This is a genomic window from Devosia sp. YR412 (genome assembly GCF_900110945.1).
Classification (GTDB): domain Bacteria; phylum Pseudomonadota; class Alphaproteobacteria; order Rhizobiales; family Devosiaceae; genus Devosia.
The window spans coordinates 643,750-668,175 of record NZ_FOFL01000002.1; the positions used below are offsets into that span (position 1 = coordinate 643,750).

The 24,426-nt window shown below is 63.6% G+C and carries 19 protein-coding genes; 11 read left to right on the top strand and 8 right to left on the bottom strand.

What is annotated here, in order from left to right; all coding sequences use genetic code 11:
• Positions 1-92: 92 nt before the first annotated feature.
• Both BM045_RS09415 and BM045_RS09420 read right to left on the bottom strand, forming a co-directional pair.
• Positions 93-728, bottom strand: a complete 636-nt coding sequence (locus BM045_RS09415; protein ID WP_092182509.1) for an AprI/Inh family metalloprotease inhibitor — start codon at positions 726-728, stop codon at positions 93-95.
• Positions 729-848: 120 nt separating this feature from the next.
• The gene (locus BM045_RS09420; RefSeq protein WP_092182511.1) at positions 849-1,082 is read right to left on the bottom strand and encodes a hypothetical protein; all 234 of its coding nucleotides are present in this window, start codon (positions 1,080-1,082) and stop codon (positions 849-851) included.
• A 219-nt stretch (positions 1,083-1,301) separates the two neighbouring features.
• On the opposite strand from BM045_RS09420, the gene BM045_RS09425 reads away from it, so the two are divergent.
• From BM045_RS09425 to BM045_RS09450, 6 genes are read left to right on the top strand one after another with little or no spacing between them, the layout of a single operon-like run.
• Entirely contained in the window at positions 1,302-2,408 is a 1,107-nt protein-coding gene (locus tag BM045_RS09425) for a microcin C ABC transporter permease YejB (RefSeq protein WP_092182513.1), read from the top strand.
• A complete protein-coding gene (locus BM045_RS09430) occupies positions 2,405-3,547 on the top strand; it encodes an ABC transporter permease (RefSeq protein WP_092182515.1) in 1,143 nt (380 codons plus the stop codon). Before BM045_RS09425 ends, BM045_RS09430 begins: the two co-directional genes overlap by 4 nt.
• A gap of 34 nt (positions 3,548-3,581) precedes the next feature.
• On the top strand, positions 3,582-3,842 hold the full coding sequence (locus BM045_RS09435) for a hypothetical protein (RefSeq protein WP_244522938.1): 261 nt from the start codon (positions 3,582-3,584) through the stop codon (positions 3,840-3,842).
• Positions 3,843-4,343: a type II toxin-antitoxin system VapC family toxin gene (locus tag BM045_RS09440; protein WP_092182519.1), complete on the top strand. Its 501-nt coding sequence runs from the start codon at positions 3,843-3,845 to the stop codon at positions 4,341-4,343.
• Entirely contained in the window at positions 4,340-5,959 is a 1,620-nt protein-coding gene (locus BM045_RS09445; RefSeq protein WP_210184997.1) for an ABC transporter ATP-binding protein, read from the top strand. The genes BM045_RS09440 and BM045_RS09445 overlap by 4 nt, the downstream gene beginning before the upstream one ends.
• A gap of 49 nt (positions 5,960-6,008) precedes the next feature.
• Positions 6,009-7,856, top strand: a complete 1,848-nt coding sequence (locus BM045_RS09450) for an extracellular solute-binding protein (RefSeq protein WP_092182523.1) — start codon at positions 6,009-6,011, stop codon at positions 7,854-7,856.
• A 171-nt stretch (positions 7,857-8,027) separates the two neighbouring features.
• On the opposite strand, the gene BM045_RS09455 is transcribed toward BM045_RS09450, so the two are convergent.
• Positions 8,028-12,368 (bottom strand): translocation/assembly module TamB domain-containing protein, encoded by a 4,341-nt coding sequence (locus BM045_RS09455; protein WP_092182525.1) that lies wholly within the window; start codon positions 12,366-12,368, stop codon positions 8,028-8,030.
• A complete protein-coding gene (locus tag BM045_RS09460; RefSeq protein WP_092182527.1) occupies positions 12,368-14,251 on the bottom strand; it encodes an autotransporter assembly complex protein TamA in 1,884 nt (627 codons plus the stop codon). Before BM045_RS09460 ends, BM045_RS09455 begins: the two co-directional genes overlap by 1 nt.
• A gap of 314 nt (positions 14,252-14,565) precedes the next feature.
• On the opposite strand from BM045_RS09460, the gene BM045_RS09465 reads away from it, so the two are divergent.
• From BM045_RS09465 to BM045_RS09480, 4 genes are all read left to right on the top strand, one after another.
• Positions 14,566-15,342: an SDR family NAD(P)-dependent oxidoreductase gene (locus BM045_RS09465; RefSeq protein ID WP_092182529.1), complete on the top strand. Its 777-nt coding sequence runs from the start codon at positions 14,566-14,568 to the stop codon at positions 15,340-15,342.
• A 93-nt stretch (positions 15,343-15,435) separates the two neighbouring features.
• Positions 15,436-16,329 (top strand): aromatic ring-hydroxylating oxygenase subunit alpha, encoded by an 894-nt coding sequence (locus BM045_RS09470; RefSeq protein WP_092182531.1) that lies wholly within the window; start codon positions 15,436-15,438, stop codon positions 16,327-16,329.
• A gap of 86 nt (positions 16,330-16,415) precedes the next feature.
• A complete protein-coding gene (locus BM045_RS09475; protein ID WP_092182533.1) occupies positions 16,416-18,113 on the top strand; it encodes a Rieske 2Fe-2S domain-containing protein in 1,698 nt (565 codons plus the stop codon).
• 3 nt (positions 18,114-18,116) lie between these two features.
• Positions 18,117-18,767 carry a glutathione S-transferase family protein gene (locus BM045_RS09480; protein WP_092182535.1) on the top strand — a complete coding sequence of 217 codons (651 nt, stop codon included), beginning with the start codon at positions 18,117-18,119 and terminating at the stop codon, positions 18,765-18,767.
• Here BM045_RS09480 and BM045_RS09485 read toward each other — a convergent pair.
• Positions 18,764-19,888 carry a hypothetical protein gene (locus tag BM045_RS09485; RefSeq protein ID WP_092182537.1) on the bottom strand — a complete coding sequence of 375 codons (1,125 nt, stop codon included), beginning with the start codon at positions 19,886-19,888 and terminating at the stop codon, positions 18,764-18,766. The genes BM045_RS09480 and BM045_RS09485 overlap by 4 nt on opposite strands.
• Positions 19,889-19,964: 76 nt before the next feature.
• Positions 19,965-20,861 (bottom strand): LysR family transcriptional regulator, encoded by an 897-nt coding sequence (locus BM045_RS09490; RefSeq protein ID WP_092182539.1) that lies wholly within the window; start codon positions 20,859-20,861, stop codon positions 19,965-19,967.
• A gap of 192 nt (positions 20,862-21,053) precedes the next feature.
• Between BM045_RS09490 and BM045_RS09495 the strand changes: the two genes are divergently transcribed.
• On the top strand, positions 21,054-22,220 hold the full coding sequence (locus BM045_RS09495; RefSeq protein WP_092182541.1) for an MFS transporter: 1,167 nt from the start codon (positions 21,054-21,056) through the stop codon (positions 22,218-22,220).
• 25 nt (positions 22,221-22,245) lie between these two features.
• Here BM045_RS09495 and BM045_RS09500 read toward each other — a convergent pair whose 3' ends face one another.
• Both BM045_RS09500 and epmA read right to left on the bottom strand, forming a co-directional pair.
• Complete coding sequence (locus BM045_RS09500; RefSeq protein ID WP_092182543.1) at positions 22,246-23,289, bottom strand: lysine-2,3-aminomutase-like protein; 1,044 nt, start codon at positions 23,287-23,289, stop codon at positions 22,246-22,248.
• Positions 23,286-24,341: an EF-P lysine aminoacylase EpmA gene (gene epmA, locus BM045_RS09505; protein WP_092182545.1), complete on the bottom strand. Its 1,056-nt coding sequence runs from the start codon at positions 24,339-24,341 to the stop codon at positions 23,286-23,288. The genes BM045_RS09500 and epmA overlap by 4 nt, the downstream gene beginning before the upstream one ends.
• Positions 24,342-24,426: the final 85 nt, after the last annotated feature.

Here is a 24,426-nt window from a genome sequence, read left to right on the forward strand (position 1 = left end):
CGGATTCAAGCACCGGAGCGGAGCGTACATCAGTACGTGAGCACCGGAAGCGCAGAAGCCGGCCATTTGCAGGCCGGCTTCACCGAAAACCCTTAGCGGGACATCGAGATGGCCTGGCCACCCGAGATGGTGCCGATATAGCGGCCGCTGCTCGGCGCGAGGAAAGCAGCGATATTGCCGTTGTCATCATAGAGCTGCAGCTGACTGCCGACCTGCTGCCAGCCGGTCACCGAAGCGATCTGCGGCACAGCGCAGCCCGGGGCCGAAGCGCGGTAATAGCTGGTGCCGGTCTTGGCGGTCAGCGGCAGGTTGATATTGCAGGTCGCAGCGCCGGCCGTCACGTTCCACACGCCTTCCGGACCGCTGCTGACTCCAGTCGCCATCGGCTGGTTCAGCGAAACGATCGAACCGTTCGGCGCCATTGGCGTCGTGGTTGCCGGATAGCCGGTCATGCCGGGCGAGGTCATGCCCGGATTGACCATGGCGGTCTGGGTCGGCATGCCGCCCAGAACGGGCTGGCCTGACAGGCCTGGCGCCGGGGTGCCGGTCGCACCGATGGCCGGCAGGGTGCCCTGCTGCACCGTCGACGTCTGCACCGGCTGCAACTGCGCCGGCGCGCCGATCGTGTTGAGATTGGCCGTATTGGAACCGGTCGACTGGCACGCTGCCAGCACAACGGCCAGTGCCGCCACGCCTAATGCGGACGATCCGCGCATCCAAACCGTCATGGGTTCGCTCCTGCCCTAGGGCTTAATAAAGGTTAACAGCTTGGCTGGCTTATAGCCAATGCCATGCTGACGTTCAACCGCCCGGTCCGCAACAATCCAAAGGCATATGAATATGGCTCTTTATTGATCGGTGGCTGCCATTTCCTTCAACAGCTCGGCAGCCAGAACAGTTGCATCGGCGGCTTCTTCTTCCGGCACCTGCACCGGAACGCCCTCCGGCCCGAACAGATTCGGCATGCCCGGCAACCCGCCCTCGCCCTGTTCGAGTGGATGAAAGCCATAGGCCCGCAAGGCCACTTCGAGCGCCCGGGCCATGGAAGCATTCTTGGCTTGGGCAATGATTTCGTAGGCCATGAGGGCTCCTGTGTTGGCGCAATCCTGACCTGCATCGGTCAGCCGGGCAAGAGTTGCGGCACATTTCTCGCTGCTGCAGGGCGCTCCGGCTATAGCGCGTCTTGCAAAGCCGTCACGAAGATGTTGCACTTGGCGCCAAGGGGTTCTCACCGCTTGGTGATTTGCCAGCCGTTCCGCGCAGGCGCTGAACTCGACATGTAACCGCCGGCCGGAGACCCGATGGGCGCCTATATCCTTCGCCGCATCCTGCTGATGATCCCGACCGTGTTCGGCATCATGGCCATATCCTTTGTTATCACGCAGTTCGCTCCGGGCGGCCCCGTCGAGCAGGCGCTGGCCAATCTCAGCGGCCAGAATGTGTCGATGACCGAACGCATCAGCGGCGGTGGTGGTGGCGATCTGGCCGGCCAAACGCCCCCGCCCCGCCAGGCCGGCGCCAATGGCGGCTATCGTGGCAGCCAGGGCCTGCCGCCCGAACTGGTGGAGCGCATCGAAAAACAGTTCGGCTTCGACAAGCCACCGCTCGAACGCTTCGGCATGATGCTGTGGAACTACCTGCGCTTCGATTTCGGCGACAGCTATTATCGCGATGCCTCGGTGATCGAACTGATCGTCGAGAAAATGCCGGTCTCCATCTCGCTCGGCCTCTGGATGACGCTGATCGCCTATGGCGTTTCCATCCCCCTCGGCATCAAGAAGGCCGTGACAGACGGCTCGCGTTTTGACGTCTGGACCTCGACCATTGTCATCATCGGCTATGCCATTCCCGGCTTCCTGATCGCCATCGCGCTCATCATCCTGTTTGCCGGCGGCAGTTTCTGGTCGATCTTCCCCCTCCGCGGCCTCACCTCGCCCGGCTTCGACAGCTTCCCCTGGTGGCGGCAGGTGCTCGACTATTTCTGGCATCTGGTGCTGCCCATCGTGGCAATGGGCCTGGGCGCCTTTGCCACCACGACGCTGCTGACCAAGAATTCGTTCATCGACGAAATCGGCAAGCAATATGTCACCACGGCCCGTGCCAAGGGGCTGACGGAAAATCAGGTGCTCTATCGCCACGTCTTCCGCAACGCCATGATGCTGATCATCGCCAGCTTCCCCGGAGCCTTCGTCGGCGCCTTTTTTGGCGGGTCGCTCTTGATCGAAACCATCTTCTCGCTCGATGGCCTGGGTCTGCTCGGCTTCCAGTCGGTGGCAAGTCGAGACTATCCGGTAGTCTTTGCCACGCTCTATATCTTCAGCCTGCTCGGCCTCGTCATCGCGCTGATTTCCGACTTGGCCTATATGTGGGTCGATCCGCGGCTCGATTTTGAAAGCCGCGAAGTATGAGCGAAATGTCGGAACAGGCGGCCATTCTCGAAGCGCCCCTAAACAAGTACCTCAGCCCGCTGAGCCAGCGCCGGCTCGACAATTTCCGCGCCAATCGCCGTGGCTACTGGTCCTTGTGGATTTTCCTCGCGCTGTTTGTCGCCACGCTGGGCTCGGAATTTCTCGCCAATGATCGGCCGATCATCGCCTCCTACAAGGGCGAACTGCTGTTTCCGGCCTTTGTCGATTACCCCGAATCCAAATTCGGCGGCTTCCTCGCCGTCACCAATTATCGCGACGAGTTCAATGCCCAGGAAATCGCCGCCAATGGCTGGATGATCTGGCCGCCGGTGCGCTTTAACTACCAGACCGTCGATACTTTCCTGCCCAAGTCCGGCGCCAGTCCACCCAGCTGGACCATGACCCAGGCCGAAAACTGCGCCGGCTATCCACTCGGAGAAGCCGATCCCAATTGCCACTGGGGCAATTTCCATTGGCTGGGCACGGACGACAGCGGCCGCGACGTGCTGGCCCGCCTGCTTTATGGCTTCCGCATTTCCATCCTGTTTGGGCTGACGCTGACCGTGATCTCCTCGGTGATCGGTGTCTTCGCCGGCGCCGTGCAGGGCTATTTCGGCGGCTGGACCGACCTGATCTTCCAGCGCGTCATCGAAATCTGGACCTCCATTCCGGCGCTCTACCTGCTGCTGATCATCTCCTCGGTCATCACCCCCAGTTTCTGGGTGCTGCTCGGCATCTTGCTGCTGTTTTCCTGGGTCTCGCTGGTCGGCATCGTCCGCGCCGAATTTTTGCGCGGCCGCAATTTCGAATATATCGCCGCCGCCCGCGCGCTGGGCGTCTCCAACCTGACCATCATGCTGCGGCATCTGCTGCCCAATGCCATGGTGGCGACGCTGACCTTCATGCCCTTCATCCTCTCCGGCTCGGTGGTGACGCTGACCTCGCTCGACCTGCTCGGCTTCGGCCTGCCCCCCGGCTCGCCCTCGCTGGGCGAACTGCTGGCCCAGGGCAAGAACAACCTCGAAGCCCCCTGGCTCGGCCTCACCGGCTTTTTCACCATCGCCATCATGATGACCCTGCTGGTCTTCATCGGCGAGGCGGTGCGCGACGCGTTTGATCCCCGGAAGTCGCTGGCATGAAATGTGCTATGATACCGGCGGAAGGAGTGCCGAGATGAACAAGGTCGTACGCGAACACTATCCGGTCGAGAAGCTGCCCGAAGATTTGCGGGCTGAATTTCCCAACGCGACATTTGTCACTGTCGAAGTTGCAGTCGATGACGAGGTTTCTTTCGCCCCACCGGCCAGTCCCATGACTGGACCGGAGACCGCGGACTATATTCGCAAATTGCATGCTGGCCGTACTGATAAGGGCCGCAGCATGGAAGATATTGTCGCGGAGGTTCGTCAACTACGGGACGAGTGGGATAGCTAGGTGGCATTCCGGAGGGTATACCTAGACAGCAATATTTTGATCGCTTTCCTGGGTCACGACTCGAACCACGACCTTGCCCGGAAACTGTCAGGTGTCGTCGACGCTGTGGTCGAGCAGCCCAACCCACCTTACGTCACCAGCGAACTCAGTTTCGCTGAGGTTCTCGTTCATCCCATGCGCGCGGGAATGAACCTTTTCGGTATAGAAAACGTCCTGACCACGAGCCCATGGCTGGAGGTAGCGCCGGTTAGTCGCAATATCCTTTGGGGCGCTGCAAATTTACGAAGCCAGCACACGAGCCTGAAATTGCCTGATGCGATCCATATTGCGACCGCTCTGGCCAAACGCTGCTCGCACATTCTGACCGCAGATACAGCCATTCGGAACTCGTATCGCGTTGATATCTACGAGGATAGCCAACGTCGTGTAGGCGAAAGCGTCGAAACCATCCGCCCCACCAGCGACGTGCTGGAAGCACTAGTGCATTGGCAACAACCTTGACCACCCCCCTCCTCTCCATCCGCGACCTGACCATTGCCTTCGGCGCCAATGAGGCGACGCGGAAGATTTCCTTTGATATCGCGCCGGGCGAGACCGTGGCTTTGGTGGGTGAAAGCGGTTCGGGCAAGTCGGTGACGGCGCTGTCGGTGCTGAAACTCCTGCCACCGTCCGCGAAGCTCTCCGGGCGAATCCTGTTCAAGGGCCAGGACCTCGTCACCGCGCCGCCGGCGGAACTGCGCGCCGTGCGCGGCAATGACATTTCGATGATTTTCCAGGAGCCGATGAGTTCGCTCAATCCGGTCCACACGGTGGAAAAGCAGATCGGCGAGGTGCTGGCGATCCATCGCGGGTTGCGCGCCACGGCAGCGCGGAAACGGACGCTGGAACTGCTCGATGCCGTGGGTATTCCCGATCCGGCGAGCCGATTGGCCGCCTATCCGCATCAGCTGTCGGGCGGGCAGCGCCAGCGCGTGATGATCGCCATGGCTTTGGCCAATGAGCCGGATCTTCTCATCGCCGACGAACCGACCACGGCGCTCGATGTCACCGTGCAGGCGCAGATCCTGACGCTGCTCAAGGAGTTGCAGGGCCGGCTGGGCATGGCCATGCTGTTCATTACCCATGACCTCGGCGTGGTCAAAAAGATCGCCGACCGGGTCTGCGTCATGACCAAGGGCGAGATCGTGGAGACTGGCAAGGTTGAGACCGTTTTCGCCAATCCACAGCACGCCTATACCAGCCACTTGCTGGCGGCCGAGCCCAAGGGCAGCCCGCCGGCCTCTGATCCAGCCGCCGCCAGCATTGTCGATGTTGCCGACCTCAAGGTCTGGTTCCCGATCAAGCGCGGCCTGCTGCGCCGCACGGTGGGGCATATCAAGGCCGTCGATGGCGTGGACCTCTCCATTCGCCGCGGCGAGACCCTGGGCGTGGTGGGTGAAAGCGGTTCGGGCAAGTCGACCCTGGGCTATGCGGTGCTGCGGTTGATCCCGTCCGATGGCAAGATCGTCGTGCTCGGCAATGCTGTGCAATCGCGCTCGTGGAAAGCCATGCGGCCGCTGCGGGCCGACATGCAGATCGTCTTCCAGGACCCCTATGGCTCGCTGAGCCCACGTCTTTCGGTCGACCAGATCATCGGCGAGGGCCTTGCGGTGCACATGCCGCGCCTGACGGCGGCCGAGCGCGACGACCGCGTGGTCAAGGCGCTGGAAGAAGTCGGCCTGCCCCCGGCCAGCCGCTTCCGCTATCCGCATGAATTCTCCGGTGGCCAGCGCCAACGCATCGCCATCGCCCGGGCCATGGTGCTGGAGCCAAAATTCGTCGTACTGGACGAGCCGACCTCGGCGCTGGACGTGTCGATCCAGGCGCAAGTGGTGGACCTGTTGCGCGACATTCAGCAAAGGCGCGGGCTGACCTACCTGTTCATTTCGCATGACCTGAAGGTTGTGCGCGCGCTGGCCAACCAGCTCATCGTCATGCGCAATGGCAAGATCGTCGAACAGGGCGCCGCCAAGGATATCTTTGCCGCGCCGCAGTCGGATTATACCAAGGCCCTGATGGCGGCGGCATTCAACACCGACGTGATTGCATCCGCCCAGTTGCCCCCTGTCACGCCTTGACGTTTGCGCCTAGTCTGCTGTCATCAAACCATTATTCCGGAGCCGTCCGATGAAATTCGCACCCCTCCTCGCCGCTGCCCTGCTGTTCGGCATGTCGGCCCCGGCCTTCGCCCAGACTCAGCCTGGAGAATGGGTCCATGCCTTTGCCATGGAGGGTCAGCCCAAATACGGCCCCGACTTCACCCACTTCGACTATGTCAATGTCGACGCGCCCAAGGCGGGCACCGTGCGCATGGGGACGATGGGCGGTTTCGACACCTTCAACCCCATCCTGCCCAAGGGTGATCCGGCGAGCGGCATCGGCTTGCTTTACGAGACGCTGCTCACCCCCTCGCTGGACGAGCAGAGCGTCTATTACGGCTCGCTCGCAGAGGCGCTCAAGATCGGCCCCGACTATGGCTCGGTGACCTTCCGCATGAACCCCGCTGCGAAGTGGCATGATGGCGAGCCGGTAACCGCCGAGGACGTGGTCTGGAGCTTCAACACGGCGGTGGAAATCAATCCCGACCAGGCCCAGTATTATCATAATGTGACCAAGGCCGAGGTCACGGCGCCGGGCGAAGTGACCTTCACTTTCGACCAGACCGGCAATCGCGAACTGCCGCTGATCCTCGGTCAGGTCATGGTGCTGCCCCAGCATTGGTGGGAGGGCGAGGACGCCAGCGGCAAGAAACGCAATATCGCTGAATCCACCCTCGAGCCACCGCTCGGCTCAGGTCCCTATGAACTCGACAGCTTCGACGCCGGCCGCACTATTACCTACAAGCGGGTGGAAGACTATTGGGGCAAGGACCAGCCGACCCAGGTCGGCAGCAATAATTTCGACGAATACCGCATCGAGAGCTTCCTCGACGAAACGGTGTGGTTCGAGGCCTTCAAGGGCGACCAGTTCGACTATTGGAGCGAATATACCGCCCGCCGCTGGGCCACCGGCTTCGACTTCCCCGCCGTGCGCGAGGGCCGCGTCGTACAGGAGGAATTCGCCCAGGACTATAATGGCAGCGGCTTGATGACCGGCTTCATCCCCAACCTGCGCCGCGAGAAATTCCAGGACGAGCGGGTCCGCGAGGCGATCAACTTGGCCTTCGACTTCGAGTCGCTGAACAAGACGCTGTTCTATGGCCAGTATGAGCGCATCGACAGCTACTTCTACGGCCTGCCCTTCAAATCCTCCGGCCTGCCCGAGGGCGAGGAGCTGGACATCCTCAATTCGGTCAAGGACCTGGTCCCGCCCAGCGTCTTCACTGAACCCTATGTCAATCCGGTCAATGGCGATGCCGGCAAGCTGCGCGGCAACCTGCGCCAGGCGCTCTCGCTGCTCACCGAAGCCGGCTATACGCTCAATGGCAATCAGCTGGTCGATGCCAATGGCCAGCAGCTGACCATTGAAATCCTGACCCAGCAGCCCTCGCTCGAGCCGGTGTTCCAGAACCTCGTTACCAATCTCGGCACCATCGGCGTGCTGGCGACCATCCGCAATGTCGACAGCCCGCAATATATCAACCGCATCCGCAGCTTTGACTATGACATGCTCTATACCCAATGGGCCCAGTCGTGGTCGCCGGGCAATGAGCAGCGCTTCTTCTTCGGCTCGGAAAGCGCCACGGAAGAAGGCTCGCGCAACTATGCCGGTATTGCCGATCCGGGGATCGACGCCCTGATCGAAAAGCTGATCGCTGCCGACGACCGCGCCACTCAGGAAGCTGCCGTCAAGGCGCTCGACCGCGTGCTGCTGCACCACCACTATGTGGCGCCCGGCTACACTCTGCGCCACTCCCGCACCGCCCGCTGGGACCGCTTCAGCCGGCCGGAAGTGCTGCCGGAATTCTCCTCGGGCTTCCCGACGATCTGGTGGTGGGATGCGGAGAAGGCGGCAAAGACCGGTGGGGCGCAGTAAGGAAGAATACCCCACCCGACCGCCTTCGGCGGCCACCCTCCCCACAAAGGGGGAGGGATAAGGGGCATCGAGTTCGCTGAGCCATCCAGTCCCTCCCCTGAATGGGGAGGGTGGCCCCGGAGGTCGGGTGGGGTGATGGCTGGACTGGGCGTCGGAGGACAGCGCCTGCCCTCAGTAGTCCTTCTCGTAGAACACGCCGAGGGAGGAATTCCCGTCCTGCCCGGCCGCACCCGTGACCTTCAGGTCATTCGTCACATCGAGATTGATCGTCACCTTGCTCTGCCCGCCCGCGCCGGCCTGGACGCCGAGATAGACATTGTCCTGGATATAGGTGCCGGCCTGTACCGCCACATTGCCCTGGTCGTCGGTGACCACGTCAAGATCGGCCAGGCCCGCGGCGCCACGCAGGCTGTCGACGAGGCCATTGCCGCCACCGCCACCCACCAGTTCGGCGGCCGCGCCGGCCAGCTTGGCCAATTGCAGCGGCGACAGCTCGCCCATCGAGCGCTTGAAGATCAGCCGGCTCAGCACCTCGTCCTGCGGCAGCATGGGGCTGGAGGTAAAGCTGACGTCGATATCCGAGGCACGGCCCGAGACGGTGACGAAGACCGTAATGCCCTCACCCTCGGTGCGGGCGACGAAATTGAGCTGCGGGTCGAGATCGCCGACCAAAGTGACGCTGCCGCTTTCGAAGGTGACGCGCTGGCCGAGAATGGCGAGGCGCCCGCGGTTGAGCTGGAAGCTGCCGACCGGCTGGATATTGTTGATCGGGCCGGTGATCCGCACCGAACCACCCACTTCCGCATCGAGACCGCGGCCACGGATGAAGATCTGGTTGGGCGCGTTGAGGTTGATGTCGAGCAGCAGGCCCGCCGGCCGCGTCTGCGGAATCGGCCGACCAGTGCGATCGTCGATCTTGGCGCGGATCAGTGTCTGCTCCACCGCGGAGGGCGTGTTGATGTGATCGACATCGATCAGCTGCGCCCCACCGCCGAAATTCTCCGGCACGGTGATATTGGCCTCTTCCACCAGCACATCGCCCGACAGAAGCGGCGAGCCGGTGAGATTGCCGGTCAGCGCCAGATTGCCGGCGACGGTGGCGACGAACAGATTGCCATCGGCATAGCGGGCGGAATTGAGCGCCACGCGGATATCGGCCGGGAAGCCGCCGCTGAGGCCAACCGTGCCCGAGGCCGAGACTGAGCCGCCGGTGGAGAGGCCTGCCGAGAGCGAGTCGATGACGAGGTTTTGCCCCGTGAGGCTGGCGGAACCGCTGATATTGGTCAGGCGCAGGTTGAGTTCGGGATCGACATAGCCGGAGCCGCTGGTCGAGACGCGGCCACCGAATTGCGGACTGCCGAGCGAACCGGAGACCCGCGCATCCAGCGTCACCATACCGCTGAGCTGGCCACCGCGATCGGCGACAAATTGATTGCCCAGCGCCAGCGGGGCCGAACCCTGCAACGCGAGATTGAGCCCATTGCCCTCCAGCGGCACCGTGCCGGAACCAGAAATGGTCAGCCCGCCGGCCCCATTGGCGCGCAGCGCGGCCAGCGTCACCGTGCCGTTGCGGAAACTGCCGTTGGCCGAGGCGCTGAGCGGGGCGATGCCGAAACTGCCGATGGCCGCCGCATTGACGCCGGCCACCTGGGCCTCGAAATTCACCTGCGGATCGCTGCCGGTGCCGCTGACATTGACCCGGCCATTGAGCGTGCCGGCGAGGCCCAAATCGGGCGCCACGGCATTGGCGATGGAGAGCGGCAGGGCATTGATATCGAGCGCGATGGACAGCGCCTCGCCGGCCGAACCGGAGGCGGTGATCGAGCCGGAGCCGACATCGAAGCGCACGGCGTCCAGCGTGATATCGGAACCGGCTACCTGCAAGACGGTCGGCTGGGCCAGCCGCGCTGATAGGGTGCCCTGCTGCAATTGCGCGCGATCCACCGCGAGACGATAGCCGCCATCGACCGGGGTGAGCGATCCGGCCACATCGACGTCGGTGCCGGTGGTCAAAGCTGCCTGTGCGTCGAAAGAGGTCGTTGTGCCACTCTGCGTGGCGCGGGCGGTCAGCGTCTTGATGTCGACACCGGCTGCCGAAACATTGCTGGCATTGGCCGAACCATCCACCGAGGGCACGCCGAACAGGTCGCCGATCGTGGCGCTGATGTCAGCAGCGCCGACGGTAATGTCCTTGACCACGAGGCTGCGCACATCGCCGCGAACGGTGGCGCCCTGCTTGCCATCGACCGGCGCCAGGGTAATCGCAGCATTGACCGCGCCCTGCGCTTCGAGCAGCGCCAGGGCGGCGGGAACGGAGACGTCGGGCGATACCAGCTCCAGCCCGCCATTGATCATGCCGGTCAGCAATTCGCGAGTCAGCCCGCCGGTGATGCGCGTGCCGGCCGCCTGGAAATCGAGATTGGCCAAGGCCTGTTCGCTCGGCGTGACGCTGAGATCAGCCGCAAGCGTGGTGCGATGGCCATCGAGCGATGCCGCGCCGGAGATGGCGCCGGTCAGCGTATCGACATTGTACTGGCCATCAAAACCGACCGTGGCATCGCGCAAGGCGCGCCCAGCCAACTGGCCTGAAAAAACATTGGCATCGAGATTGAGGTCGATGACATTCTCGGCCCCCTTGGCGGTGCCGACAACCTTGAGTGCACCGCTGGCCTGGTCGGACAGCAGGGCGAGGTCGCTGAGGTCGAGGTTGAAGGCGAAATCGGCCACGGCGCTGGAATAGGTTCCATCGGCAAGGATCTGCACCTGGTCATTGCTGATGCTGAACTTTTCGGCCAGCAGACCGGCCTCGGTACGAGCCAAACGGCCGGTGAGAGATACCGCGCCAGCAAGCAAGCCATCGGCCACCTCGTCGCCAATCGACAGGTTGGTGCCGGTGCCATCCAGTGCCACGTCGAAGCCACCGCTCAGCGGCTGCAGGTCGCCGGTGATGCGCAGCGCCAGCCCGCCGTCTAGATCGCGCCCGGCCAGGCCCGAGAAGGGCGCGATGCTGGCGGTTTCGAGATTGATGTCGCCACCGAAATCCAGCCCGTTGAGCCGACCAGTCAGCGCCAGCACCAGCGCCTGCCCGACCACCCGCAATTCAGCGATTTCCACCGGCTGTCCGGCTTCCCAGAGACCCGCAAGGCCGAGGCCGATACTGTCACCCAGCGCCGCCTCGATCTCGGGCGAACCGGCAATGCCGGCCAAAGTGCCATCGCCATTGAAGGTCACGCGACGCGTTGCCGGATCGCTGAGATTGGCGGCGACACCGCCCAGATTCAAAGCCAGCGTATCGGCGGCAAAGCCGTCGGTGGCAAAGCCCGCGATATTGAGCGTCGAGGTCCAATCCTCGCCGGTCTCGCCAAAGGAGACGGCCAGTTGCGCCGAACCGACGCGGGTAGCGCTGCCGGGCACCGGCAGGGTCACCGTGCCGCCGGATGGGTCGGCGACCACGGCATTGAGGGTCAACCGGCGCAGGAAATTGTCGGCCGTCGTATCGGCAGCGGCTTCCAGCGACAGCTGGCCACCGGAGAGGCGCAGGCCGGAGATGGAAATGCCGCCTTCCGAGCGGATCAGCGCATTGGCGGTGAGCACCGTTTCGGCGCCGAAGAACGGGCGATAGGGTTCGGCAATCAACGTCGCCAGTGGCCCGCGCAGATCGGCGGCCACGGCAATGCCCTCAGCCTGCTGGTTGATCGTCGCCACACCCGACAGCGCCGTCTGCCCATTGGCCTGCAACTGCAACTCGGTACGCAGGTCGGTCACCGGACCGGACCCGGCCAGCGTCAGCGTAACCGCGGGGCGGCCGTCGATGTTGAGCAGGTTGGCGATGACGCCATTCTCGGGCTCGACCAGCGACAGGCCGAGATCAATGGAATTGTCCGCATTGCGATAGGCCACGTCGAGATCGAGCGTACCGCCCGGACCATCGAGACGGACAATATCGAGATTGGTGGTGAGATTGCCGCCTTCCAGCGTCAGCGCGCCGGCCAGCGAAATCTCCGAGCCCAGGCCAAACACATTCTCGCCAAAGGTCACTGAGGGAACCGAGAGCTCCTGCAGGATGATCGCCACCGGGAATTCCGGCACCTGGAAACCACCGGCTTCCGGCGCCGGCAGGTCCACCGCGCCTTCGACCGGCACGGCATTGCGGATATACTCGATGGAGTCTGCCTTGAGCGACTGCACATCCAGCCGGCCGAGGAACAGCGCCGCCTGGTTCCAGGTCAGCGTGGCATTGTTGACGCGCAGCCAGACGCCCTCGGCATCGGAAATGGTGATTTCGCGGATCGAGACATTGGAGCCCAGCGCCCCGTCGATATTGGAGAGCTGGATCTTGCGCTCAGGAGTCGACAGCCGGTCCTGCACGAAATTGGTCAGCCAGTCCTTCTGTTGCTCATTGTTCATCGTGAGAACTTCGCCCATGTCCTGCGCCACGACGGGCGCGACAAGGCCGAGGCCGAACAGGCAGAACAGGGCAAGGGTGAGGCGCTGCAACAGGGACATGATCATCAGAACGACTGCCCTATGCCGACATAGATTGCATAATCGGGATCGCTGGCACGCTTGTTAAGCGGCACGGCGAAATCGAGCCGCAACGGCCCGAGCCCGGTGTAGTAGCGCACGCCGAGGCCCGCGCCGATGCGCAGGTCTTCCAGCGCTGGGAAGCGATCGGCCGCGACATAGCCGGCATCCACGAAGCCGACCACGCCGATATCCTGCGTTACCTTGGCCCGCGCTTCGAGCGAGCCTTCCAGCAGATAGCGCCCGCCTGTGACGATCCCGGCGCCATTATCGACACCGATCGACTTGAAGGCATAGCCGCGCACCGAGCCGCCGCCGCCGGCAAAGAACAGCTTGTCGGGCGGAATTTCGGAAAGCTCCGGTCCGACCAGCGCCCCGGCCTTCAGCCGGCCGGCCAAAACGAACGGATCGTCCTCGCCAAAGCCGAAGTAGGTGCGGCCTTCGACGGTGAAACGCGCCGCGGCATTCTCGTAGTTGAGCTCATAGAAAGGCTCGACATTGACCGCCGCATACCAGCCCTCGGTCGCATTGACCTTGTCATTGCGGAAGTCCAGCACCGCCCCGCCATAAAGACCGACGGTCTTGAAGTCGCGCGTGCCGAAGGCGTCGTCGAAGCGGTTGATCTCGAACTGCGCGCCGCCTTCGAGCGTAATCTGGTCGGAGAGGATATGCGTCAGGCCACCCCGGCCCGAGGCCGAGGTCTCGGTATAGGTCGGATAGATGGTGCGCTCGGCCGAGACCGAGGCAACGAAATCGGTGTCCGGCGTGAAGACGCCTGGCTTGGTGAAGGTGCCGCCGAACATGTAGTCGAATTCGCGCGTGTCGATCGGAAAGGCAATGCTGGCCACGCGGGCATCGAGCCGCAACCGCTCGGCCTGGCCAAACAGATTGCGCCACAGGTGGAAGCCCTCCACACCCAGGCCGTCGACCGTGGAAAACGTCGCGCCGGCACCAAAGCGGCGACCAGGCAATTCCTGGACGATCAATTGGTACGGCAGCAACCCATCGGCGCCGATACTCTCGGCCGCCTCCAGCCGCGCCGCCTGGAACACTTCCAGCCGGTCGAGACGCTTCTGCGCTAGCGCCACCTCGTCGGGATCGAATTCCTCGCCCACCGTGAGGCCGGTCTGTCGCCGCACGAATTCGGGATCCATCCGCTCGGTGCCGGTCACGGTCACATCGCCGAACGCCGCCTTGCGGCCCGGGTCGACGGTGATGGTCACATCCACCAGATTGGTGGCGTGATCGGCCACCACGTCGCGGTTTTCAATCACCGCCTTGGCATAGCCCTGCTGCCGCCAGGCCTCGAGCGCCAGCTGTTCAGCGCGCAGGATGACTGAGGATTTTGCCACAAGGCCCGCGCCAAAACCCACATTGGACGGCAGCTCGACCTGATCCCAGGGATCATCGGTCGGCGGCGCCTCATTGGCGAGGGTCACGCGGTTGAAATGGAATTCCGGGCCCGGATTGACGACGAGTGCCACATCGACGGGGTCGGGCAGATTGACGTCCGGCGCCAGTTTCGAGGCTTCGACACCGCCGACCAGGATCGAAACCGTGCCGCCGTAATAGCCTTCATTATAGAGCGCAGCGACCACGCGCCGATAGTCGCCCCGCGCCTTGGCCAGCAGACCCGCCGCGCCGGAAGCCGGCTCATTCTGGTCGGCCACCAGCGCCGAGGCATTGCGCACCACGCCCTCGAGCGGGCCGGTGGCACCGACCGTAACGGTCACTGAATAGGGCTGTGGATCGGTGATGACTGATTCTGCGTCGGCCTCGTCCTCGAAGAACTTCATGCCGAACAATTCAAAGGCGTAGGCCGGCGCTGTCGCCATGCCGAAACCGGCCAGGGCAACGCACAAGGCGCTCATACTCGTTACTAACCGCGCGATATGCAGTGGACCAGTTCCCGCCCGTTACGCTTCAACCAGATAGGCAGAAGCTGAGATTGCCCTTGGGGAGAGAAGATTCCGTTAAGGATGCCCCACCCCGCTGCTCCGCCCAACAGACGGTCTTTTAGGGGCGAGTTTAGGGCGAGGCGGCGGCAAGAGACAACCTCTGCTGGCATTTGCTGCAAATTGCATGGGGGATCGTGGCCGATGGGCAACGGCTGATCCAAGGTTGACCGCGGCCCCTTAGCCGGTCCACTTTGCGGCTCTCCCCCCGACCGTTCAGGACTTTCCGCATGTATCAGCTGCTCGATCCCAGCCGCTTCGTCGTCTTCATCACCGGCGCCACCTCGGGCTTTGGCGCCGCCGCTGCCCGTCGCTATGTCGCCGCCGGTGGCAAGGTGATCGCAACCGGCCGTCGCAAGGAGCGTCTGGTCGAGCTGCAGAACGAACTCGGGGCCGAGAACGTCCATATCGCCGAGCTCGATGTACAGGACCGCAAGGCCATCGACGCGGTGATCGCCGCCCTGCCCCCAGAATTTGCCAATATCAATATCGTTCTCGCCAACGCCGGCCTGGCGCTCGGCCTGCAACCCGCCGCAGAGACCGATATCACTGACTGGGAGACGATGATCGCGACCAACATCACCGGCCTCGCCTATACCGTCCGCGCCCTGCTGCCTGGCCTGATCGCGCGCGGCGGTGGTCATATCGTGACGCTGGGCTCGGTGGCCGGCGACTACCCCTATCCGGGCGGCTCGGTCTATGGCGCGACCAAGGCTTTCGTAAAGCAGCTGGCGCTGAACCTGCGCTCGGACGTGCAGGGCAAGAATGTCCGCGTCACCAATATCGAGCCGGGCCTCACCGAAACCGAATTCTCGCTCGTCCGCTTCAAGGGCGACGAGGGCAAGGCCGCCAAGCCCTATGAAGGCACCAAGGCTATGAATGCCGAGGACATTGCCGAGACCATCTTCTGGTCCACCACCCTGCCCGCCCATGTCAACGTCAACCGCCTGCAGGTGATGGCCACGACCCAGGCCTTTGGCCCCTTTGATATCTATCGCGAAAGCTGATCCATGAGCTTGGCGCATGACCCCTGTCGGCAGGTTCCTGCTGACAGGGTTCTGTCATGCGCCTATGCTCGCCGCCAAATGTTGAGAGCCGCTATGTCCGCCATCGATCCCATCACCCGCGACCTCTGGCAGGTTATTGCCGCCACCGAGGAAATTCCCGTCGGCGTGGTCGAAACCACGCTGCTGCTCGATACCCGTCTGGCCCTGACCCGCGACCGCGACGGCAATCCCGTCGTCTGGCTGCGCAGCGATGAGGAACAGGGCGACGAGATCGACCCCGAGAGCATTCTCGACCGCCTGCCGGTCCTCACCGGCTATGGCTATATCTGGACCAGCCTCGGCAATCCGCCCAAGGAACTGTTCCCGATCCCCGAATATGCCGAGAGCGACCGCGTCAACATGAGCTGCGGCTCGATCGGCATCCATGTCTCGGCCCCGCGGGCCGTCGAAAACTTCCTCGACATGGGGCACTTCCCTTACGTCCACACCGATATCCTCGGCTCCGAACCCCATACCGAGGTCAAGGAATATGACGTCGAGGTGTCCGAAGAACGCGACGAGGTGCTGGCCACCAGGTGCAAGTTCATCCAGCCGCGTGCCGCCAAATCGGCCACCGAGCCGATGGAAGTCGAATATGTCTATCGCGTGCCGCATCCCTTCTGCTCGGTGCTCTATAAATCCTGCCCGGAAGACGAGGGCCGCCGCGACGTCATCGCCATCTTCCTGCAGCCGATGACCAAGGAGCGCTGCCGCGCCCATCTGCTGCAGTCGATGATTGACAGCACATCCACTATCACCGACCTGCGCCGCTTCCAGCAGACCATTTTTGGCCAGGACAAGCCGATCCTCGAAAACCAGTTTCCCAAGCGTCTGCCTCTGGATCCGCGCTCGGAAACCCCGATCCGCGCCGACAAATCCGCCATCGCCTATCGCCGCTGGCTATCGCAGAAGGGCATTACTTACGGCACGATTCCCGTCGCGAGCTGATCCAGACCGCAAGCCTCGTACGCCAGGGCTTGCCGAAGACGACCTCATCCGATCGTGGCGCGATCTCGAACATTTCGGATGACCGCATGACGCTCAGCCTTTCCGATCCCACCTGGTACCCGATCGCCTCCAGCGACGACCTGCCCTTCCGCCATGTCTATCAGGGCCAATTGCTGGGCCGCGAACTGGCGGTCTGGCGCGCCGATGATGGCAATGTCAACGTCTGGGAAAACCGCTGCCTGCATCGTGGTGTGCGCCTCTCGATCGGCGTCAACGAGGGCGGCGAGCTGAAATGCCAGTACCACGGCTGGCGCTATGCCAACCGCTCGGCCGGCTGCACCTATATCCCCGCCCATCCCGCCGATGCCCCGGCCCGCCGTATCCAGAACCGCACCTATCCGGTACGCGAGGCCTATGGCCTGATCTGGTCGGCCGCCAATGACGACCAGCCCTTCCGTCCCTTCCCGGGCGCAGAAGGCCATGACTGGTTCCCGCTCCGCCCCATGCCGGTCAATGCCGCGCCCGAGGATGTGCTGGCCGCGCTTTCGGCCCTCGCGCCGGACGACCAGCCGGCCGACCTGATGCCCGGCCTGAGCCTCCGCTTCGGCGGCACCTATTATTTCGTTCAGCCGGTCGATGCCGGCCGCGCCGTGATCCGTGGCCTGCTGGCGACCCAGCCCGACGCGACCACCCTGCGCCACTACAACGAACTGCTCTCCAAGCTCCGCGACCGCCTCGAACGCGCTGCCGCCAAGAAACCGGCGCCGGAGCCCTTAAAGCCCGCCTTCGAAAAGGTCTCGGCCGAACTCTCGACCATGCCCGAGATCGCCGTGCCGCGCGGCAATACGATCACCGTGGTGGTCAAGCGCAAATGGACCAGCGCCGATGGCGTCATTGGCTTCGAGCTGGCCGCCCGCGACGGTCACCTGCCCACCTTCCAGCCCGGCGCCCATATCGACCTGCACCTGCCCAATGGCATGACGCGGCAATATTCCATCACCAATGGCCCCGGCGACCTGATGAGCTATGTCATCGGCGTCAAGCAGGAGAGCGCCAGCAAGGGCGGTTCCAAGGTGCTGGTCGAAACCGTGCGCGAGGGCGATCTGCTCGCCATTTCCGAACCGCGCAACAATTTCCCGCTGCGCCGCGACGCCACCCGCACCGTGCTGATTGCCGGCGGCATCGGCATCACGCCGCTGCTGTCGATGGCCCGCTTCCTCGACAAGTCGAGCCTCAATTACGAACTGCATTATTTCACCCGCGCCGGCGACGTCGCCTTCCGCAGCGAGTTGGAAGCCCTGCATGGCAAGGTGATCTTCCACACCGGCCTGCCGCGCGCCGAGATCGGCCTGACCATCGCCTCGGCGCTGGGCCAGTGGTCCATGGCCCAGCATGTCTATGTCTGCGGCCCCTCGGCCATGCTGGAAACCGTGCGCAGCACGGCGGCTGCGCAAGGCTGGCCGGACGAGGCGATCCACTTCGAATATTTCAAGAATGACAAGGTCATCGACGACAGCTCGGCCTTCGAGGTGGAACTGGCGCGCTCGGCCATGACCCTGCATGTTCCCTCGGGCAAGACCATATTAGAAGTCATGCGCGACAATGGCCTGACCGTCCCCAGCTCCTGCGAACAGGGCGCCTGCGGCACGTGTTTGACCACCGTCATCGAGGGCGAGGTCGATCATCAGGACGTCTATCTCAACGACAGCGAAAAACGCTCCAACTCCTGCATGATGACCTGCGTCAGCCGTGCCAAATCCCCACGCCTCGTGCTGGATATCTGACCCATGGCCATCACCCTTTACGACTTCGAACTCTCCGGCAATTGCTACAAGCTGCGGCTGCTGATGAATATTCTCGGCCTGCCCTTCGACATCGTGCCGGTGGATTTCTTCCCCGGACGCCAGCACAAGGCCGACTGGTTCCTGCGCATGAACCCCTTCGGGCAATTGCCGGTGCTCAAGGACGACGGCCTGACCCTGTCGGACTCAGGCGCCATCCTCGCCTATCTGGCCAAGACATACGACACGACGGGCCAATGGTTTCCCGATGCCCCCGCGATCACCGCCGAAGTGCTGCGCTGGCATGTCGTCGCCGATGACATCACCGCCAGCTCATCCGCCGCCCGCCTGGCGCTGGGCTATGGCTATGACTTCGATATCCCAAAGGTGCAGAAGCAGGCCCATCGCATCTTCCGCCTGATGGACGAGCATCTGTGGTTCGGCGAGCGCGAGGGTCGCGACTGGCTCTGCTCACCCGCTCATCCCACCACTGCCGATATCGCCTGCTTCCCCTATGTGATGCTGAGCGAAGAAGGCGGTATCGGCCGCGAGGATTACCCGGCGCTCCGCCGCTGGACCGATCGCGTGCGGCGGATACCGGGCTTTACGGTGATGTCCGGCATCTTTCCGGCCGGACGGGCTTTGCAGACCGCCTAGTTCTTGGTCTTGCTGGCGGCGACTTTCCAGCTGGTAAAGTCCTCCGCCACGCAGCCATAAGGCGCACGTTCATCGCCGAAACGCTCATAAAGCTGGGTACAGGCCCAGCTGTTGAGCGGCTCGGGCATCAGGTTGTTGATCTCGATCCCGACCGAGTCAAAGGCATCGCCGGCACTGGTCGCATAATAGATCCAATAGCCGAAAATGCCGATCACCATCAGCACCAGCACGCTGCCACCGGCCAGCAACCCACGCAGCGCGCGCTTGCCCGCGGACGGCTTGGCCTTCTCGACCACGGCTGCCGCGCCGCGGCCCTCCTGCTGCGTGTCGAAACTGGCCAGCGCCAATTGCCGCTCGGCATCGCTCAGTTCCAGCCGGTCCAGATTGCTGTCGAGCAGCACCGGCAAGGCGATGTTTTCCGATTTGACGGCCACGCCATAGAGTCTGCCCTTCTCATCCACCGCCATCAGCGGCGCCTGACCATCCTCGAACTTGGTGCGGGTAATGTGGCCCTTGCGCTTGCCATCCTTGACGGCAAAATAGCCGACAAACTGCGCATTGCGCTTCTTGTCGACGCCCGCCACATCGACCGGCACCACGGTCAGCCGGCCCGGCACCGCGGCAGTGCGATTAGCCCGCGAGGCCTGATACGCGCCCCAGAACATGGCCAGCGGACCACCGACGAACAGCGCCATGAACACGGCAAACACCGCCAGCCGGTTCCACAGCATGTCGAGACCGAGGCTCACCGTCGCCAGCTCAGGCTTGTCGCGCGAAATCACCAGATCGACCTCATAGTCGCCGCTGGAGAAATCAACGAAGGCCAGCGAGACATGGGTGTCATAGCTCTGCCCGCCATAGTCATAGACCAGCCGTGCCTCGCAATCGGTCAGCCCGCGCCGCGTACTGCATTCGCCATCAAGGATTTCGCCGGTCGGCATGGTCAGCGGATTCTGGCTGATCTGCCAGTCGCGCCACAGGCCAGGCCCCTGCCAGATGGCAAGGCCAATTGCCATCGCACTCAGCAGCACCACGGTAAACAGCATGGCCGCGGGCGCCGCGACCGGACGACCGGTCAGCGCGATCGTCCTGTTGGGCAGGGGAAGGTCGACAAAGCTCATGGGATGGACTCGCGCCAAGGGAATAATATCCGGACTTGTACGTAATCCGCCGCGATCACGCAAACGCGAGCCCGGCTCACAGCCAGGTCTGCAAACGCGGCACCATGAAATCGAGGAAAAGCCGGATCCGGTGCGGCACATGCCGGCCACCAAGATAGAGCGCATGCACCTCATCCATGTCGCCATCGCCAAAGCCGGGCAACACTTCCACGAGGCGCCCACTGGCCAGATCGTCGCGCACGTGGAAATCGCCGAGCCGCGCCAGCCCCACGCCGGCCAACGCCATGCGCCGCACCGTCTCGCCATTATTGGCCAAGAGGCTGCCCGAAATGGCGCGATCCACCGTGCGGCCGCCATGGTTGAGCGGCCACACCGGCCCGGCGCGGCGGAAGTTGAAGCCGAGGCAATTGTGCCGGTCGAGATCGTCGATCGTGGCCGGCGTGCCGTACTGCTCGAAGTAGGCCGGTGTCGCCACGATGCGGCGCTTTGCCGAGCCGATGCGGCGGGCCACCAGGCTGGAATCGGCCAGCGGCCCGATGCGGAAGGCAATGTCGGTGCGGTCGAGATAGAGGTCGACGATCTCGTCCGACAGCGACAGGTCGACCACGATATTGGGATGGGCCTGCCAGAAAGCCGGTAGCAGCGGCTCGACTCCATGCACGCCAAAACCCACCGAAGCATTGACCCGCACAATGCCGCTGGTGCTGGAGGCCCCCGAGGTCAGCTCGCGCTCGAAATCGTCGAACTCCCCCACCATGGCCTTGCCGCGCTCATAATACAGCCGCCCCTCATTGGTCAGCGACAGCCGCCGGGTCGAGCGCTCCATCAGCCGCACGCCCAGCCGCGCCTCGATCCGCCCGATCAGCTTGCTGACCGTGGACGGCGTCATGCCCATCAGGCGGGCGGCTTCCGAAAAGCTGCCCGTCTCTACCACGCGCAGGAAAACCTGCAATTCGCCGATGCGATTATCCATCGCCGCCTCCAAAGTCCGGCTAAAACACTACGCACCAGCGCGCAATCTGTGAACTGGTTTCACGAGTGATGCGACCTTTCGGGGCATTATCGCTGCCGGCAATCGGTGGCATCTATGCAGCATCGCAGATTGACCTCGCTTCGGCCGCCCCTCCCCGGCTCTGCCGCGCCTGGCTTTTCAGGACCTAGACCTATGAAATCCTCCTGGCCCCTTCTGGCGCTGGCTATTGGCGCTTTTGGCATTGGCACCACCGAATTTGCTCCCATGGGGCTGCTGCCCACCATCGCCACTGGCGTTGGCGTCGATATCCCCACCGCGGGCCTTTTGGTCAGCGCCTATGCCATTGGCGTCATGCTCGGTGCGCCCGTCATGACGCTGCTGTTCGGCCGCCTGCGCACGCGCACGGCGCTGATCACGCTGATGGCCATCTTCACCCTGGGCAACCTGCTCTCGGCCATGGCGCCCGACTACTGGACGCTTTTGGCGGCCCGCCTCGTCACCAGCCTCAACCACGGCGCCTTTTTCGGCCTCGGCTCGATGGTTGCCGCCAGCCTCGTGCCCAAGGAAAAACAGGCGGCTGCCATTGCCACCATGTTCATGGGCCTGACCATCGCCAATATCGGCGGCGTGCCGGCCGCCACCTGGATCGGCCAGCAGATCGGCTGGCGCGCCGCCTTCGGTGGCACGGCTGTGCTGGGCGTCGTCGCCATGCTGGCGCTTCTGGCTGCCCTGCCCAAGGGCGCCGTCGCGGCCCCGACCAATGTGCGCTCCGAGCTGACCGTCATCACCCGCACGCCGGTGCTGCTGGCCCTGCTGACCACCGTGCTCGGTGCCGGCGCCATGTTCACGCTCTACACCTATGTCGTGCCCATGCTCGAAACGCTGACCGCCGCGTCGCCGACTTTCATCACGCTGGCTCTGGTTTTGGTCGGTGTCGGCTTCACCATCGGCAATGGCCTGGGCGGCAGGCTGGCCGAATGGTCGCTCGATGGCAGCATCAAGCTGTTCCTCGCCGCCATCACCGTGACGCTGATCGCCCTGCCCTTCCTGATGACCACTCAGGTCGGCGCGCTGATCGGCCTCTTCGCCTTCGGCATCGCCACCTTCGGCATCGTGCCACCGGTGCAGACCAAGGTCATGCAGGCGGCGAGCGCCGCGCCGGGTCTTGCGTCGTCGGTCAATATCGGCGCCTTCAACTTGGGCAATGCGCTGGGTGCAGCCGTCGGCGGCGTGGTGATTGCGCTCGACATCGGTCTGCCGGCCGTCTCCTTCGCCGGTGCCGCCGTCGCCGCCCTGGGCCTGCTGGTGGTCTTCATCAGCGCCCGCCGCCCGGCACTGGTCGCCCAGCCGGCTGAATAACAGAAAGGGCGGGCTTCGGTCCGCCCTAGTCCTTTGGCGGATACTGGTGGGTAACGCCCTGCCAATCGCGCACGGTAAAGCAGCCGTCGCTGCCCGAGATGACGCTGGCGCCAATCTCGGCCTTGCCGTGGCCACCGGGGATATCGAGGATATAGGTCGGCTGGGCGAGGCCGGAGATCCGCCCGCGCAACGCCGTCACCAACGCCTGCCCCTCGTCAATACTGACGCGGAAATGGCTGGTGCCGGGGGCAAGGTCGGGGTGATGCAGGTAATAGGGCTGCACCCGATTTTCGACGAAGAGCTTCATCAGCGCCGCCAGCGTCTCGACATCATTATTGACACCCTTGAGCAACACCGACTGGCTGATCAGTGCCACGCCGCTGTCAGCCAGCAAGGCTATCGCCCTGCGAGACTCCGGCGTGAATTCGCGCGGATGATTGGCATGCACCGCCAGATAGGTAGTCTTGCCGCTGGCCTTCAGCGCCGCGACCATATCCGCATCCACCCGCTCCGGCTCGACCACCGGCACGCGGGTATGAAAACGTACAATCTTGACGTGCTCGATCCCGGCCAGCCGCTGCATGATCTGCATCAGCCGCCGTGGCGACAGCACCAGCGGATCGCCACCGGTGAGGATGACCTCCCAGATCTCGTCATGCTCGGCGATATAGGCAATCGCCGCATCGAGCTCGACCCCGGTCAGCGTCCCCAGCCCCTGCGGCCCGACCATTTCGCGGCGGAAACAGAAGCGGCAATAGACCGGGCAGACATGCACCGCCTTGAGCAGCACGCGGTCGGGATAGCGATGCACGATCCCTTCCACGGGCGAATGCGTCAGGTCGCCGATCGGATCGGCCCGCTCATCCGGAGTAGTCACCAACTCCGCCAATGTGGGGACAAATTGGTGAGCCATTGGGTCATCGGGATTTGTCGGATCGATCAGCGCTGCCACGGCCGGCGTAATGCCGATGGCATATTTCGCCGCCACGGCCCCGAGGCCGGTCGCATCACTCACGAGACCCGATGCCACCAGCTCAGCAACGCTCTTGATAGGCCGGTGTGCGGTCATTCCGCCACCGGCGCCCACAGCACCGCCTCGATGCGCGGCGCGGCTGTCGCCAGCATGACCAGCCGGTCGAAGCCCAGCGCCACGCCACTCGCCTCGGGCATCAGCGCAAGCGCGGCGAGAAAGTCCTCATCCAGCGGGTAGCGCTCGTTATAAATCCGTTGTTTTTCGTTCATCTCGGCGGCAAAACGGCGGCGCTGCTCGTCGGCATCGGTCAATTCGCCAAAGCCATTGGCCAGTTCCACACCGCAGGCGTAAAGCTCGAAACGCTCCGACACCCGAGGATCATCCGCCGTCCGCCGCGCCAGCGCCGCCTCCGCCGCCGGATAACGATCCAGCACCGTCACACGGCCGATGCCGAGGTTGGGTTCGACCTTCTCGGTGAGGATCAGGCTGAACAGATACGACCAGCTGCGATCCTCCGGAACCTGCATGCCCAGCGCCAGCATCTGCTCGGCCAGCTGTTCACCATCGGTGACGCCATCAGCGTCCATGCTATCTGCAAGATTTATGCCTGCAAACTGGACGAAAGCTTCCTGCAAACTGACCTTTGCCGGTGCGGCAAACGGGTCGCATTCGCGGTCGCGATAGCGCAGGGTTGTGACCCGCGCGGCCTTGGCCGCCACCTGCAGCAGCGCCAGGCAATCGCGGATCACCGCCTCATAGGGCTCGCCCGCGCGATACCATTCCAGCATGGTGAACTCGGGATGATGCAGCGCGCTGCGCTCCCGGTTGCGCCAGACATGCTGCAGGCTGGCGATCCGCCGCTCGCCGGCCGCCAGCAGCTTTTTCATCGTAAACTCCGGCGACGTATGGAGAAACATCTGCTGTCCCTCCCCGTCATTGCCGATCATCACGGTGCCAAAGGCATGCAGATGCGTTTCGTTGCCCGGCGAGCGCTGCAGGCCCGGCGGATCGACCATCAGGAAATCGCGATCAGCCAGATAGCTGCGCACACCGGCCTCGATCCGGGTCCGCGCGAGCAGGATCGGCCGCCGATCGGCATGCACCGTCGGCGTCCACCAGGGCGATTGCTGTATATCCTGCGTGCTCATCTGACCTTTGTGACGGCCGGGCTGGCGAATTTGCCCAAGATAGGGTAGTTGGCGCACGAAAGCATATTCCGGCGCCCGGGATGCC